General features: G+C 64.4%; 15 protein-coding genes. 4 read left to right on the forward strand and 11 right to left on the reverse strand.

Annotated elements, in window-relative coordinates; all coding sequences use genetic code 11:
• The first annotated feature begins 77 nt into the window (after positions 1 to 77).
• Positions 78 to 1562: an LTA synthase family protein gene (locus IP65_RS03340; protein WP_231627531.1), complete on the forward strand. Its 1485-nt coding sequence runs from the start codon at positions 78 to 80 to the stop codon at positions 1560 to 1562.
• Positions 1563 to 1574: 12 nt separating this feature from the next.
• Here the strand turns inward: IP65_RS03340 and IP65_RS03345 are convergent, their stop codons facing one another.
• Positions 1575 to 2345, reverse strand: a complete 771-nt coding sequence (locus tag IP65_RS03345) for an SDR family oxidoreductase (RefSeq protein ID WP_054130736.1) — start codon at positions 2343 to 2345, stop codon at positions 1575 to 1577.
• Between the two features lie 106 nt (positions 2346 to 2451).
• On the opposite strand from IP65_RS03345, the gene IP65_RS03350 reads away from it, so the two are divergent.
• The gene (locus IP65_RS03350) at positions 2452 to 3060 is read left to right on the forward strand and encodes a sterol desaturase family protein (RefSeq protein WP_054130918.1); all 609 of its coding nucleotides are present in this window, start codon (positions 2452 to 2454) and stop codon (positions 3058 to 3060) included.
• Positions 3061 to 3065: 5 nt separating this feature from the next.
• Positions 3066 to 3851, forward strand: coding sequence for an aspartyl/asparaginyl beta-hydroxylase domain-containing protein (locus tag IP65_RS03355; protein ID WP_054130737.1), 786 nt, complete (start codon positions 3066 to 3068; stop codon positions 3849 to 3851).
• Between the two features lie 258 nt (positions 3852 to 4109).
• On the opposite strand, the gene IP65_RS03360 is transcribed toward IP65_RS03355, so the two are convergent.
• From IP65_RS03360 to IP65_RS03380, 5 genes are read right to left on the reverse strand one after another with little or no spacing between them, the layout of a single operon-like run.
• On the reverse strand, positions 4110 to 5300 hold the full coding sequence (locus IP65_RS03360; protein WP_054130738.1) for a glycosyltransferase family 1 protein: 1191 nt from the start codon (positions 5298 to 5300) through the stop codon (positions 4110 to 4112).
• Positions 5297 to 6910 carry a capsule biosynthesis protein gene (locus IP65_RS03365; RefSeq protein WP_054130739.1) on the reverse strand — a complete coding sequence of 538 codons (1614 nt, stop codon included), beginning with the start codon at positions 6908 to 6910 and terminating at the stop codon, positions 5297 to 5299. Before IP65_RS03365 ends, IP65_RS03360 begins: the two co-directional genes overlap by 4 nt.
• Positions 6907 to 7530, reverse strand: a complete 624-nt coding sequence (locus IP65_RS03370; protein ID WP_054130740.1) for a histidine phosphatase family protein — start codon at positions 7528 to 7530, stop codon at positions 6907 to 6909. Before IP65_RS03370 ends, IP65_RS03365 begins: the two co-directional genes overlap by 4 nt.
• 2 nt (positions 7531 to 7532) lie before the next feature.
• Positions 7533 to 8354 carry a 3-deoxy-manno-octulosonate cytidylyltransferase gene (gene kdsB, locus IP65_RS03375; protein WP_054130741.1) on the reverse strand — a complete coding sequence of 274 codons (822 nt, stop codon included), beginning with the start codon at positions 8352 to 8354 and terminating at the stop codon, positions 7533 to 7535.
• A 12-nt stretch (positions 8355 to 8366) separates the two neighbouring features.
• The gene (locus tag IP65_RS03380; protein WP_054130742.1) at positions 8367 to 9353 is read right to left on the reverse strand and encodes an SIS domain-containing protein; all 987 of its coding nucleotides are present in this window, start codon (positions 9351 to 9353) and stop codon (positions 8367 to 8369) included.
• A 196-nt stretch (positions 9354 to 9549) separates the two neighbouring features.
• On the opposite strand from IP65_RS03380, the gene kdsA reads away from it, so the two are divergent.
• The gene (kdsA, locus tag IP65_RS03385) at positions 9550 to 10380 is read left to right on the forward strand and encodes a 3-deoxy-8-phosphooctulonate synthase (RefSeq protein WP_054130743.1); all 831 of its coding nucleotides are present in this window, start codon (positions 9550 to 9552) and stop codon (positions 10378 to 10380) included.
• Positions 10381 to 10420: 40 nt separating this feature from the next.
• Here kdsA and IP65_RS03390 read toward each other — a convergent pair whose 3' ends face one another.
• The 5 genes from IP65_RS03390 to rfbC all read right to left on the reverse strand — a co-directional run bounded on the left by IP65_RS03390 (position 10421) and on the right by rfbC (position 15086).
• Entirely contained in the window at positions 10421 to 11464 is a 1044-nt protein-coding gene (locus tag IP65_RS03390) for a polysaccharide biosynthesis/export family protein (RefSeq protein WP_369801219.1), read from the reverse strand.
• Between the two features lie 160 nt (positions 11465 to 11624).
• Positions 11625 to 12503, reverse strand: coding sequence for a glucose-1-phosphate thymidylyltransferase RfbA (gene rfbA, locus IP65_RS03395; protein WP_054130745.1), 879 nt, complete (start codon positions 12501 to 12503; stop codon positions 11625 to 11627).
• A 37-nt stretch (positions 12504 to 12540) separates the two neighbouring features.
• The gene (gene rfbD, locus IP65_RS03400) at positions 12541 to 13425 is read right to left on the reverse strand and encodes a dTDP-4-dehydrorhamnose reductase (RefSeq protein ID WP_054130746.1); all 885 of its coding nucleotides are present in this window, start codon (positions 13423 to 13425) and stop codon (positions 12541 to 12543) included.
• Positions 13425 to 14486 (reverse strand): dTDP-glucose 4,6-dehydratase, encoded by a 1062-nt coding sequence (gene rfbB / locus IP65_RS03405; protein WP_054130747.1) that lies wholly within the window; start codon positions 14484 to 14486, stop codon positions 13425 to 13427. Before rfbB ends, rfbD begins: the two co-directional genes overlap by 1 nt.
• 45 nt (positions 14487 to 14531) lie before the next feature.
• Positions 14532 to 15086, reverse strand: a complete 555-nt coding sequence (rfbC, locus tag IP65_RS20755) for a dTDP-4-dehydrorhamnose 3,5-epimerase (protein ID WP_082349768.1) — start codon at positions 15084 to 15086, stop codon at positions 14532 to 14534.
• Between the last annotated feature and the right edge of the window lie 352 nt (positions 15087 to 15438).

The following is a 15438-nucleotide window of genomic DNA, read 5'->3' on the forward strand; positions in this document are numbered from 1 at the left end:
ACAGCCGGCGCCGCCCCGGCTATGAGCCGCGCCGGCGCAGCCGGGTAAGTCCGTGACGCCGCGGATATGGAACAGGCGTGACGTTGCACAGTCATATATTTCAGGTTGTTGTCGCAGCGCTGGCGCTGGTCTGCGGCGGCGCTGCGCTCGATGCGCTGGTCCATCCGCGGCCGCGCCATGGCCTGCGCAGCGTGCCCGGGCTGGCGATCAATGCCGGCGTGCTGCTTGGCGTGTTCGGGGCGATCCTGGCGCTTTGCGGCAATCCCCTGGTGGCCTGCGCGCTCAGCCTTGGGCTGGGCGCCCTGTTCACCGTTGCCTCCAACGCCAAGAACACCATGCTGGGCGAACCGCTGCTGTTTTCCGATCTTGCCCTGATCGGCGCGGTGTTTCGCCATCCGCAGTTCTATCTCTCCGCCGTGGCGCCGTGGCAGCGCGCGGTGGCCAGCCTGGTCGCGCTCGCGCTGGTCGCCCTGCTCTGCCTGCTGTTCCGGGCCGACGGGGTGATGCATCTTGCCGGCCTTGCCCTTGCCCTGGGCGCGATCGGCATGCTCGCTATCCTGCGGGGCAGCCCGGCGTTCCGGGCCCTCGCCGCCACCCCCGACCCGCATGACGATGTGGCCCGCCATGGCCTGGTGCCCGTGCTGCTGCTCTATTGGCGGCGCTGGCGCGACACGCGCGATCCGCCGCCTTGCCCCGCGTCAGGCCGCCCGGCGCGCGACGACGCGCCCGAACTGGTGGTGGTGATCCAGTGCGAAAGCTTTGCCGATCCGGCCGACCTGTTTGACGATGCCACGCTGGCGCTGCCCGGGCTCGACGCGGCGCGCGGCCTGGCCTGGCAGCACGGCCGCCTGCATGTCAGCGGCTTTGGCGCCTATACCATGCGCACCGAATATGGCGTGCTGTTCGGGCGGGAAGAGGCCGAACTGGGTTTTCGCCGCTTCGATCCATTCCTCACCGCACACGGCGAAGGATCGTGGGCCTTGCCGGCACGGCTGCGCGCGGCCGGCTGGGACAGCGCGTTTCTGCACCCGCACGACATGCGCTTTTACGGGCGCGACCGCATCATGCCCGCCGGCGGCTTTGCCCGCCTGGTGGGAGAAACGCATTTCGCCCCGCCCGCGCCGGATCAGGGCCGCTATGTGACCGATGCCGCCATGGCCGATGTGATCCTGGCCACGCTCAAGGCGGCCAGCGCGCCGACGTTGCTCTATGCCGTGACGATCGAGAACCATGGCCCCTGGGCAGGCGATGGCCAGGAAGAACTGGTGCCGGGCTATCTGCGCCTGGTGCGCAACAGCGATGCCATGCTGGCGCGCCTGGCCGATGGCCTTGCCGCACTGGCAAGGCAACGCGGAAAGCCGGCGGCGCTGGTGTTCTTCGGCGATCACTGCCCCAGCATTCCCGGCGCCACCACGCCGGCGGGCAAGCGCCACACGCCCTTTGTCATCATGCGGTTCGACGATGCAGGGCAGCCGATGCGCGGCGATGACACTGCGGCAGACCTGACGCCTGCCGGCCTGCACCACACCATCCTCGACATGATGCTCGAACCCGCGCGCTAGCGCACCTTGCACTCAAGCCGGCGGCGCGAGCGACAGCAGCAACCGGTCGCGCCAGGCGCGTGGCAACAGCCGATCCAACCAGCGCAGCACCACGAAGGGCCAGGGCAGCACGAGATGCGCGCGCCCCTGCTCGGCCGCGCGCACGATGCGATCGGCAACCACGTCGGGCGCCATCAGCATCGGCTTGGGACCGGGCACCTGGCGCCCGGCCGCCGTATCGATGAAACCCGGTGATACCAGCGTGACGCTGACCCCATGGCCGCGCAGCGCCAGGCGCAGTGCGTCGGCAAACCGCGCCAGGCCTGCCTTGGTCCCGGCATAGGCCGTGGCAAAGGGCAAGGAATGAAACCCGGCGGCCGAACCGATCAGGACGATGCGCCCCTTGCCCCGTGCTGCCATGGCCTGGCCCATCGCGGCAGCCAGCGTGGCCGGGCCGGTGAAATTAACCAAGGCCAGCTCTGTCACCAGGCCAGGCTGCTCCACAGGGTCATCAGCGGCGCGAATGTCACCGCGCCCTTGGGCAAAGACCACCATGTCGAACGGCGTGGCCGCATCGTCTGCCGCGATCGCGGCCAGGGCGGCGGCAATATCGCGCAGGTCCAGCGAACGCGTCAGCGTTACGGCTCCTGCTGCACTGCACAATGTTGCAGTATTTTGCAGGCGCGCAAGGTCTCTGCCCCACAGCACAAGCAGGGTATCGGGCCCGGCAAGACGCTGTGCGATGGCCGTGCCCAATCCCCCCGACGCCCCGACAATTAAAACCGATTTGGAGTAATTAACCACCGGTATTATGTCCTTTTTGTAACGGCTTCCGGTCGTCGCAACGAAGTAGCATTTAGCAGCATCAATGCTTGACAATGCATGGGCGATGATGTCCAGCATCATCAAGATGCTTTCTTCCGAAAACATACCGCAGCGCATCAGGCTGTTTCGCAGTGACGGCCTTGAGCGCCTGACGCTGATTTCGTGGCGCACGTTCGCTCTCGCCTGGGCGATGATTCTGCCCGGCATTGCCTGGGTTGCCTGGGGCACGGCCAGCCCGCTTCACGCGCTGGGTCTGATCGGTGCCGGCCTGCTGGGCTGGACGTTGTTCGAATATGCCATGCACCGCTTCCTGTTCCACTGGCATGTCAATGTCGCGGCGGTGCAGCGATTCGTGTTCCTGATCCACGGCAACCACCACGACAATCCCAACGACGGGCTGCGCGATCTCATGCCGCTGCCGGCCAGCCTGCCGGTGGCGGGCGTGTTGTGGCTGGCCGCGTGGCTGGCGATCGGACCGGCGGGCAGCTGGCTGTTCCTCGGCTTTATCAGCGGCTACGTGGTTTATGACACGCTGCACTATGCCTGCCACCAGTGGCCGATGCGCGGCCGCATCGCCATGGCGCTCAAGCGGCACCACATGCGCCACCACTTCGTGGATGGGCACGGCAACTATGCCGTCTCGGCGATCTTCTGGGATCGGGTGTTCGCCACCAGGATCAACTCGCTGAAGTGACGCACATGGCAGGTGAACGCCAACCTTCGCAGTGGCAGCAGACCGTCAACGCGCGCGGCTGGAAAATACCGCTGCTGGGCAAGTCGCCCTACCAGATCGGCAAGGAGCTGCGGCCCAAGGTCGATGCGCTGATCATGCGCAATTCGCTGATCCCGGATTCGGCGGTGCAGGACAAGGCATTCTTCCCCTGGATCGCGCAGCTTGAACAGCACTGGGAAGCCATTCGCGACGAAGCCCTGGCGATTCGCGCCAAGGACATCCCATCGCTTGGCGATCTGTCGTTCGACCATGGCCGCATTGCCAAGGACCGCCGCTGGCGTACGTTCTTCTTGAAGGGCTATGGCTATCGCATGGCCGCCAACGCCGCGCGCGCGCCGATCACCGCCCGCCTGATCGAAGCGATTCCCGGCCTCGTCACGGCCAATTTCTCGGTCATGGAGGCAGGCGGCCACATTCCCCGCCATTTCGGCATGACCAAGGGCATGCTGACCTATCACCTCGCGCTCAAGGCCCCGCGCGAGCGCGAGAAGTGCCGCATGAACCTCGAAGAGGGCGAGCGACTGCACGTGCTCCACTGGGAAGACGGCCAATCCTTCCTGTTCGATGACATGTTCAACCACGAGGTGTGGAACGAGACCGACGAGGATCGCTATATCCTGCTGATCCAGATCAAGCGCCCCTGCCGCTTTACCGGCAATCTCATCCAGAACATCTTCCTCAAGGCGGTGCGCCACTCGCGCTTCGTCAAGGACATCACCCGCGCAATCAACCGCCAGGCCACCAAGCATTGAGCGGGACCCCGGATCATGTCCGGGGTGACGATAAGTAGATGTATTCGTTTCTTTTCTTCGTCACCCCGGACGTGATCCGGGGTCCCGCTTGTTCTTAAAGCCTCGCACTGCGGCAAAGTCTCGCACCGGCTTCAAGATTCACACGAAGCCACCAAGGCACGAAGGAAGGATGAAAGGGCACTTCTTCGTGCCTTCGTGTCTTCGTGTGAATTTTCAAGAGATCAGACCGCCGCTGCCGTTGCGCAGACTAGCCATGCGTCACCCCGGCAGCCGCGCCAGTGCCGCGACGACGGTATCGAGGTGCTCGTCCCAAGTGGGATTGTGCCAGCCAGGGACGCGGCGCAGTTGCGCCTGGCGCATCGGCCCATCTTCGGCAAAATCCACGATAGCCCGGGTCCAGGCCGGCCCGTCCAACGGATCGAGATAGTCCGCCACGGCCCCGCCCACCTCGCGCAAGGCGGCGATATCGCTGCACAGCGCGGGCGTGCCTACAGCCAGTGCCTCGGCCACCGGCATGCCATAGCCTTCGGCGAACGAGGGCATCAGCAGCCCCTTCGCGCCACGCAGCACGGCCGATAGCTGGCGATCGGGGCAACCGCTCCATTCCTCGACATGGCCCTTGAGCGCCGGGCACCGCTCCAGAAGATCGACCACCTGCTCATTTTCCCAGCCGCGCCGGCCGATGATCACCAGCTTGGGCACGCGGTCAGCTGGCAAGGTTTCGGCCAGATGCCGCCAGACATGCAGCAGCAGCAGGTGGTTCTTGCGCGGCTCGATCGTGCCCAGGCAGACGAAATAGGGGCGGCCATCGCCCGTCCACGGCGTCGCCGGCGCCATCGGCACGGTGCCGAGCAGCGCCACCGCCATCGCGATCGACCGGCCCGACCGCGCGATCCACGGCTGCATCGCGCGCCCGGTCGCCGCTGAATTGACGATCACCAGATCGGCCAGGCTGGTGACCGTCTCGATCCGACGCTGGTGCAGCGCGGCGCCATCGGGCCGGGCATATTCGGGAAATTCCATGGGAATGAGATCATGGACCAGGCATGCGAACTGCGCGTTCTCCTGCGCCAGGATGCGGCGAATTTTGCCGGTCTTGGCCAGATGGTGCGGCGAAACCTGGATATAGACCGCGCGCCTCCCCCTGCCCCGCGCCCGCCGGGGCAGCAGTTGGAACAGCAGGGGCAGGTTCGAAATGACCGAGCGCCGGTTCGGGCTGTTTTCCTCGCGCGACCAGCGGCGTTCCAACTCGTCGAAATAGGGCAGGATCGCATCGCGACGCAGGCGGCCATAGAGGCCGGTGGGATGGACGGCGGCAAAGTCCAGCCCATGGCCGAACCGCGCCAGCAGGCCGCGCACATAGGCCATTTCCACGCGATCGACGCCCGATGGCGTCGAATAGTGCATCCGGGAAATGAGCCGGGAAACGTCGAGGATCATCTGGGTCATCGTAGGGCCGCCATGATCCGCCCCTGGATGCGGCGCAAGGGGGCGATCCAGCGCAGGCGGTTGGTGGCGCGGGCGCTGGCCATACGATCGACCAGAACCTCGGGCGGGCATGGCAGGCCGGTCACCGGATCGAGATAGCGCGGATAGAGAATCAGCACGCCCGCCACCAGCGCATCGAGCGACAGCGCCCGCCCGCGCCGATCGGGCACCGGCGCCAGATCGCGCGTCAGGCCCCAGCCGGCATAGAACGGCGTGCCATGGCAAACCACCGCGCGCCGGCGCATCAGCGCCTCGAACCCGGCCAGCGAGGTGAGAACATGCACGGCATCGACCGCATCGAGCAAGGGCGCCATGCCGCCGCCGCGCACCACGCGATCCGCATGGGCCAGGATCGCCGCATCGGGCACGGCGCCGCGGCGATGCCCGGCATCGACATCGGGATGGGGCCGAAACCAGATTTCGGCGTCGGGTTCTGCCTGGCGCGCGCGCCGCACCAGCTCGAGATTGGAGGCAAGACCATGCCCGCCAGCCTTGACCGACATATCGTCTTCCACCTGCCCCGGCACCAGCACCAGGCGGCGGCCTGGCGCGGCCCGGGCCTGCACGCTGGCGGCGGTATCGGCGGCATACTTGCTGATCCCGGCGGCCACGATCGTGGCGCGCAGGGCGCGCGCGCGATCGAGCAGGCGCTGGGGAAAAGCGGCCGTTGCCAGCAGCGTTTCTAGGTCACTGGGCGCCGCCGGATCGAAATGGATGCCCTGCGCGTCGACCACCACCGACGAAGGCGGCACCAGGTCTACCCCCAATCCGACCGAGCGGACGAAGCCGTCTTCCACCCGCACCAGCGGCACGCCGCGCTGCCGCGCCCGCGCGATCAGTTGCGGCGAAACGCGCGAGGGCCAGATCGCCACGGCGCCCTGGACCCGCTGCGCCTGGGCCAGGGCAAGACGCGGATTGCGGAAGAAGCGCAGCCGCCGCGCCGGATGCCACAGGAAGCGGCGAATCTCTGCCCGCTTCCACCAGGCCATGCCGCTGGCCACGGCGATAGCGCGATTGCCGTCGAGCGCCGCGCGCCAGGTGGCCAGAACGTCGATGGTTGCGGCCAGCCCGGCTTCCCGGCCGGTGAACGGATCGCGATAGCGCATGCTGGCGAGGGTCAGCGCCGCCCGATGGTCCAGCGCCGCGTCTCCATCGCCCGGCGCGCCAAAGCGGCCAGGCGAAAGCACGTCCACCGCCACGCCGGCACACCGCGCCAGCGCGATCCACTCGTCGTCACCATGTGCCACAAGCCGCGCGGCCCGATCGAGCACGGACCATGGATCGAGCGCGGCGCCCTCATCGGCCACAAGCCACAACGCCTGATCCGGCGCGCGGCCGGCCAGCGCCGCCATCTCTGCCCGATCGCGCGGGCGCAAGACCACGGGCCACGGCCCCGGCGCTTCAACCGGCACACCCCAGAAGCAGCCCCCCACCCGCGCGGTGCGGATATCGGCAAACAAGGCCCGCGCTTCCTCTATGGCCGCAGCCGAAGGCGACGAGACGCTCTCGCCGTTTACGCCAGCGTCTGCCCAGGGAAAGGGCGGCGCACGCAACAGGGGCGCTGCGCTCATGGCCGAACGTTCCAGCTTTCCACCCGCAGCGTGCCGTCGGCATCGCGGCAGATCACGCCATAGGCGCCCGTCGCCAGCTTGAGCGGGCGATCAGCCACCGCGCCGATCGCCAGCAGCGCAAACCGCGCCGCGCCATTGCTGGTTACCAGCAGTGCCGGGCCGGTGGCCGTGGCCAGGAACGCGTGCCAGGCTGCCAGGCGGCTTTCCGCATCGACCTGCCAATCGCGCGGCGCCACGCCATGCGCGTCCCAGGCGGCCAGGGCCTCGGCGCCGATGCGCGCGATCACGGCTTCCTCGCCCTGATTCTCATCCGGTCCATGGTCAATCTCGCTCAGCCAATCGCTCGGTTCGGGCACCAGGGCTGGCGCATTGGGCTGACAGGCCAGGATCGCCGCCGCCGTGGCGCGGGTGCGCACCAGGGGGGAAACCAGCGCGCGGGCAAAGTGCCAGCCTTGCGCGGCGAAGTGGCGACCGAGCGCCGCGGCCTGTTCCTCGCCAGCCGGGGTCAGCGGCAGGTCGGTGCGCGCGCCGATGCGGCGCGGCGCTTCGCCATGGGCAAAGGTGTTGCCATGGCGCACGATTACGAAACGGGCGGCTGCCCCATGCAGGTCGCTGCCCATGGTCACAGTGGATAGGGATCGCCCAGCCGGGCAATCGCCGCCTCGGCCAGGGCCAGATCGGCCGGCGTATCGATGCCCGACATGGCATGAAGCGGCGGATCGACCGCGATCGTCGCGATCGTCCGCCCGGCTTCGAGAAAGCGCAACTGTTCCAGGCCTTCCAGGCGCTCAGTCGGGCTTTGCGGCGCCTGGGCAAACCATTCCAGCGCCGCCAGGCGATAACCATAGAGCCCGAGATGCTGCCACACCGGCGACAGCGGCTCGCTGGCGCGCAGCTTGGCCTCATCGCGCATGGCCGGCAGGATCGTCTTGGAAAACCACAAGGCGCGGCCCTGCGCGTCGCGGATGCAGGTCGTGCCGCTGAACGGCGCGGTCTGCTTATGCGCGCGCAAGCGGTCCAGCCGCTGCCAATCGAGCCGATAGACCGGCGTCGCCACGTCTGCTTCGCCGCCGCGCAATGTGGCGATCAGCCCGGCCACCACCGCTGGCGGCACGAACGGCGCATCGCCCTGCAGGTTGATCACCAGGTCAGGCCGATCCGGCCAGGCGGCGGCGGCGGCATAGGCGCGCGAGGAACCCGAATCGAGCGCGCTGTCGGTCATCGTCACGGCCGCGCCGATCGCCTGGGCATGCGCCGCGATGCGCGCGTCATCGGTGGCAACCACCACCGCGCAATTCCCGGCGCGTTCTGCCGCAGCCCTGGCCACGGCATGCACGCGTTCGAGCAGCGTGCGGCCGGCGATGGTCAGCAGGGGCTTGCCCGGCAGGCGCGTCGAACCGTGGCGCGCGGGAACGACAATCAGTGCAGAGGAAGACGAAGACATGCCTGCCGCTTATCAGGCGGCGCCGGCCCTGACGATATCGTGCATGTGGACAATGCCCACCAAGATCTCGCCTTCGACGACAAACAGCACCGACACGGCATTGTCGTTGAGCAGGCGCAGCGCGTCCGATGCCAGGGTATCGGGCGCCACCCGCAGCGGATTGGGTGACATGTGCAGGCCGATTTGGTCGCTGAGGTCATAGGCCGCGATGCAGCGGCGCAGGTCGCCATCGGTAAACGCGCCGATCAGCCGGCCTGCGGCATCGACCACCGCGGTGCAGCCATAGCGCTTGCGGCTCATCTCCAGCGTGGCGTTGCTCAGCGATTCGTCGCTGGTCACGCGCGGCACCGCCTCTCCCGTGCCCATGATGTCGCTCACCACGCACAGTTGCGCACCCAGCTTGCCGCCGGGGTGGAACACACGGAAATCGGTAGGCGTGAAGCCGCGCGCCTCGATCAGCGCGACGGCCAGCGCATCGCCCAGCACGAGTTGCGTGGTGGTGGACGATGTCGGCGCCAGTTCGTTGGGGCATGCCTCGCGCACCGGGGGCATCGACAGGCAGATATCGGCTGCCCGGCCCGCAGTGCTGTCGGGAAACGAGGTCGCCACGATCAGCGTGACGCCATACTGGTTGCAGTAGTGGAAAATGTCGTTGAGTTCGCTGGTCTCGCCCGACCAGGTGATGGCCAGCACGATATCCTCGGGCGTGATCATGCCCAGGTCACCATGGCTCGCCTCGCCCGGATGGAGATAGACCGCAGAAGTGCCGGTAGAGCGCATGGTCGCGGCGATCTTGCGCGCGATATGCCCGCTCTTGCCCATGCCGGTCACGACAACGCGGCCACGCGTGGTGGCCAGGGCCGTGATCGCCTGCTCCACCGCCTCGCGCAGCTGCGGTGCGCGCAGGGCATCGCGCAAGGTCTCCAGCGCGTCCAGTTCGATGTCGATCGTCTTCAACGCAGATGCGGCATAGCGCACGTCGATCAGCTTGTTGGGCATATCGTTCAATGCAGGTCTCGCGTGCACGCTATGGCGGTGTGCGCAGGGGGAATTGGCTGCCATATCATCACCCACCTGTTGCCAGAATTTTCAATACCCGCCAAGGGTTGTGAAATCACTATTGTGTTCGGGCCGTGTAAACTGCATCCGATCCGGCAGTGAATTACACAATTTTTCGGCAGGCGAGCTCTCCCATATGCACCTTTGTGGCCATACGATTCGACCGCAGTCTTCCCTATTCGCATTTGCGGGACCCTGCGTCATCGAAAGCGAGGAAATGACGCTTTCCATCGCCGAAACGCTTGCCGGGGTGGCGGACAGGCTGGGGCTGCTGCTCATTTTCAAAGCCTCGTTCGATAAGGCAAACCGCAGTTCCGACAAATCGTTCCGGGGCCTCGGCATCGACGAAGGATTGCGCATCCTCGAAAAGGTCCGCGCCGAGACCGGCCTTCCCGTGATCACCGACGTGCACGAGGCGGCGCAGGTAGCGCCAGTCGCCAGCGTGGTCGACGTCTTGCAGACGCCCGCCTTCCTCGCGCGGCAGACCGATTTCATCGCCGCGGTCGCGGCCAGCGGCAAGCCGGTCAACATCAAGAAGGCCCAGTTCATGGCGCCGGCCGACATGCAGCAGGTGGTCAACAAGGCCCGCAATGCCGCCAGCGCCGCAGGGCACGATCCCGATGCTTTCCTGCTGTGCGAACGCGGCACCTCGTTCGGTTACAACACCCTGGTGTCCGACATGCGCGGCCTGGCGATCATGGCCGATACCGGCTGCCCGGTGGTGTTTGACGCCACCCACTCGGTCCAGCAGCCCGGCGGCCTGGGCGAGCGCTCGGGCGGCCAGCGCGAATTCGTCCCCCTGCTCGCCCGCGCCGCCGTGGCCGCCGGCGTGGCGGGCGTGTTCATGGAAACCCACCCCGATCCGGACAAGGCCCTGTCAGACGGCCCCAATGCCCTGCCCCTCGCTGATTTCGAGGAACTGTGGAAGCGGCTGCTCGCGATCGATACGGTCGTCAAGGCGGCCTGATTCGCGCAGGCCCCTGCGCCAGCCGGGGCCTGCCGGAAGATCAGTTCTTCACAACCGAAACAGCACTGGTCACGGCAACCACCGGCGAGAACAGCTGGCTGATCAACTGGATGACCTTGCTCGGCTGGTTGGCCCGCGCATTGCCGAAGTACAGCACATCCTTGTCATGCATGGCAAAGTTCTGCGCCAGGAAGTAGCTGCCGGGGTTCATCATGTTGATGTGATAGACCACCGGCTTGCGCTGGCCGGTGTGATCGGGATCATCGACATAGCGGAACACGAAGATGGCCGCGGGGTCCCCCAGATTGGGATTTGGCCCGCCCGCGGCAGACACGGCCTGGGCCAAGGTCATCGATGACGTGACGAACGGAATCTGCTCCATCCGCCCCGCCGCACCCAGAACCGAGAACGACAGCGGGTCATAGATCAGGGTGTAGCGATCGCCGGGATAAGCCCTGACATCGAGCGCCGGGTTTTCCAGCAGGGTGCTCAGGCGGTAGTCCGCCGTTTCGTCGCGGCGCTTGATCCGCACAACCAGATCGCTGGCCTTGCCCCTATACCCGCCCGACAGGGCAACCACGTCCGATAGGGTTTCCTGGTTGGTATTGAGCACCAGCCTGCCGGGCTTGGCCACTTCGCCGCCGACGATGACCGAATTGGTGATCACTTCCCGCCGCGTGACCAGCACCTGCGGATTTTGCGAGTAGCCACGCAAGGCCTGGCGGATCTGGGCCTGGATTTCGGCTGGCGTCTTGCCAAGCACGCGCAGTTTGCCGGCATAGGGGATATTGATGTCGCCATAGTCGTCAACGCGCAATTCCGGCAGCGTCTGCGCGCGCGAGCCAGTGTCGACGCCAGTCGCCATCGCGCCGCCAAACGCCGGCGTGCCGGAAAATAGCGTTACACCGGCCTCGTAGATCGCCACGCTCAGCACATCGCCAGGGCCGACCATGTCGGTAGGCGGCGCGGGCCGATCGCTTAGCCGCGACGTTGCCACCGCAGGAAGCGGCGGAATTGCCGCGGCGCTGTCCACTTCCACAAGTGACACGCCCAGCTGGGTGTTGCGCGCCACCCCCTTGCTCACCTCGCTACCGGTAGGGCCACTGGACGGCAGCGTTGCGCAAGCACCCAACAGCAAAGTGGTGCTCAACAGGAGTGACCGATAGAAATTCATGAACGACTTCCGTAAGATATAACGCGCTCGCCAAGCCCCCTAAGTGCACGGAGACGGTCGGCCCCGTCCATCAGCGTACATCGGAATCGGCCAGCACTGTGCGCAAGTAGCGCCCATAATCAGATTTGCCCAGCTTGGCGATGGCCCTTTCAAGACCTGCGGCGTCGATAAACCCATTGCGAAATGCGATTTCCTCGGGGCTGGCGATCTTGAACCCCTGGCGCTTTTCCAGGATGCGCACGTATTCGGCCGCGTCGAGCAAGCTGTCTGGCGTCCCGGTATCGAGCCAGGCATAACCACGCCCCATGATCTCGACGGAAAGCGCACCACGCTCCAGATAGACGCGGTTAACGTCGGTGATTTCCAGTTCGCCGCGCGCGGACGGTTTGAGGTTCGCAGCGATATCGACGACCTGCGCGTCATAGAAATAGAGGCCGGTCACCGCCCAGTTGGACCGGGGATTGTCCGGTTTCTCCTCAATCGACTGCGCTTTCATCGACTGGTCGAACGACACGACGCCATACCGTTCCGGATCGGTCACGTGATAGGCAAACACGGTCGCGCCGCTCTTCCGCGAGCTGGCCGAACCAAGCAATTCCGGCAAGCCGTGACCGTAAAAGATGTTGTCCCCCAGAATCAACGCAGAGGGCTCCCCCGCGATGAAGTCTGCGCCGATGACATACGCCTGCGCCAGTCCATCGGGGCTTGGCTGCTCGGCATATTCCAAGCGCAGTCCCCACTGGGCCCCGTCACCCAGCAACGCGCGAAACGCCGGCAGGTCACGCGGCGTGGAAATGATCAGGATGTCGCGAATTCCCGCGAGCATCAGCGTACTCAGCGGGTAATAGATCATCGGCTTGTCATAGACCGACATAAGCTGTTTCGATGTCGCCAGCGTCATCGGATAGAGCCGGGTGCCACTGCCGCCGGCCAGAATAATGCCTTTCATTGCGATCGTTATCCTTACGCGAGTTTCGTGAAACCAGTCATCCGCCGTGCAGGCGCGTCACAACCGGCTCCAGCGCATCCCGCCAGTGGGGCAGAACGACTCCATGAACCTGGGCAATATTTCTGCTGTCCAAGCGGGAATTGGCAGGCCGTCTGGCCGGAGTGGGATAATCGCTGGTGGGAATGCGCCTGACATCTGCCCTCACACCGCCAAGTTGCGCCGATGCGGCAAAGATCGCGGTGGCGAAATCGGCCCAGCTGGCCTCTCCGCGAGCGGTCATATGAAAGATTCCTCGTAACGCAGGATCAGCGCTGACCATAAGGTTGCGGGCGACCGCCAGAATACCGTCAGCAATGTCGAGCGCGCTGGTCGGATTTCCGATCTGATCGGCGACTACGGCAACATCATCACGATCGGCCGCCAGTCGAAGCATGGTTTTGACGAAATTGCCGCCAAACGGACTGTACACCCAAGCGACACGCAACACTGCCGCTTGCTTGGCATGCAGCGCAAGTACCGCTTGCTCGCCGGCCAACTTGGACGCGCCATACACTCCGGTCGGAGCGGTGGCATCACTCTCGACATAGGGACGCGACAAGGCGCCATCGAAAACGTAGTCAGTAGACAGGTGAATAATGGGAATGTCACGCGTCGCCGCAGCTTTCGCTACGGCGCTGGCTCCATTGGCATTTACCGCATAGGCGAGGTCGGGCTCGGTTTCGGCTTTGTCCACCGCCGTATACGCCGCTGCAGATACGACGACATCGGGTGCGACAGCGTCGAGTGCCCGCTGCACTGAATCCGATACTGCAAGATCCAGGTCGGGACGCCCCAAAGCGACGATTTCATGGCCAGCAGCGCGGCCCCGCTCAATCAAGCTGGTCGCGACCTGTCCCGTCCGCCCGGTCACTGCAATTTTCATTATTGCACCTCGACTTTGCCATCCAGACCCAGACGTTTCCCATCGTAACGCTCACGCAATGGCTGCCACCACCACATGTTATCGAGATACCAACGCACCGTCTTTTCGATCCCGGTATCAAAGGTTTCTTGCGCACGCCAACCCAATTCGGTTTCAAGCTTGGTGGCGTCGATCGCATACCGTGCGTCATGGCCAGGGCGATCGGTGACGAACGCAATCAACCCTTCGCGTGATTGCTCTGTCGGTACCAACACATCAAGCACCGAGCAGATTCGACGCACGACATCGATATTGCGACGTTCATTGCGCCCACCCACGTTGTAGGTTTCGCCCGGCCGGCCACGTTCGGCGATCAGGTCAAGCGCGCGCGCATGATCCTCCACGTACAGCCAGTCACGCACGTTGTCACCTTTGCCGTACACCGGCAGAGCCTTGCCTTCCAACGCATTGAGAATGGTGAGAGGAATCAGCTTTTCGGGGAAGTGGTAAGGGCCATAGTTATTCGAACAGTTCGAAACCACGACCGGCAACCCATATGTCCGGTGCCATGCCTTGGCGAGATGGTCCGAGGCCGCCTTGGAAGCGGAATACGGCGATGATGGATCGTAGGGCGTGTTTTCGGTAAACAGCCCATCTGCGCCAAGCGAGCCATAGACCTCGTCCGTGGAAACATGCAGGAAACGAAAGGCAGCCTTGGCTTGGGCATCCAGCCCGTTCCAGTAACCGCGCGCTGCCTCCAACAGCACAAACGTACCAACCATATTGGTCTGAATGAAATCGGCTGCGCCAGTGATGGAGCGGTCCACGTGGCTCTCTGCTGCCAGATGCATGATCCGATCCGGCCGGAACGAACCGATTGCCTCTGCCATGGCGGCACTGTCACGAATGTCAGCCTTCAGAAACCGGTGGTTGGTCTTGCCCTCTACTGCGGTGAGTGATTGCTTGCATCCTGCATACGTCAATGCATCTACCGTGAGGACATCATAGCCTTTTTCAAGCACAAGGTGACGCACAAGCGCAGAACCGATGAAGCCGGCGCCGCCGGTAACGATGACTCGCATGAAGAAAATGCTCCGAAACGGATATTATTACAATTGGGCGTCGCGTTAAGAACGGAAATAGACAGGGAGGTCAGCAAGCCTGGGCTGAATCCGATCCTTGGCAGAAAGCGTTGATGGATCAGCGATATCTGGCCAAGCAATACCGATCGCCGGATCATCCCATGCCAAGCCCTTGTCACACTCTGCGTTGTAGTATCCGGTCACCTTGTAGGAAATCACCGTGCTCGGCTCCAGCGAGCAGAAGCCATGCGCAAAACCGGGAGGAACCCATAGCTGCTTACCATTGGCGGGCGTTAATATCTCACCAACCCATTGGGCGAAGGTTGGCGATCCGACGCGGATATCGACTGCTACGTCGAACAAGGCACCCGCGGTACACCTTACCAACTTCCCTTGAACATGAGGTTCATTCTGGAAATGAAGACCACGAATTGTTCCAGCCTTAGCGCTAAGAGATTCGTTATCTTGAACAAAATTTAATGAGCTATGTTGAGAAAATACATCGGCCCTGAACGTTTCTGCGAAATAACCTCGCTCATCGCCGATGTGGCGAGGCGCAAACAACTTCAAACCTGGGATGTCAAAATCCGTTACCTGCATATTTTCCTCGACACAGCGCAGTACCACGACCGCCTGCACTGTACCGCGAACCCCATAAACGAGCACCACACGAGACAGTTCAAGCACATAGCCAGCGGCAATCCGCGTAGTGCATACAGCTCTTTCTGCGCCAGGCAAGCAAGGGCCGCGGCATGAGAGAAACGCGCGGCGAGCGCTCTTCGCAGGTCACCAGCAGGCTCGCTCGTGCCATTTCTCACCGAATATCAGCAGCCCCGGCAACGGCTCAGCTACCGTTGTTACGGGAAATCTCTTGTTGGCTTTGCCGGCAGGTTTCGGTAGCTCTCGGCCATCATGAACGCGCAGGCATATGTCCCCGAAAAACTGCGCGAAA

It is taken from the genome of Novosphingobium sp. AAP1 (genome assembly GCF_001295765.1).
Lineage (GTDB): Bacteria > Pseudomonadota > Alphaproteobacteria > Sphingomonadales > Sphingomonadaceae > Novosphingobium > Novosphingobium capsulatum.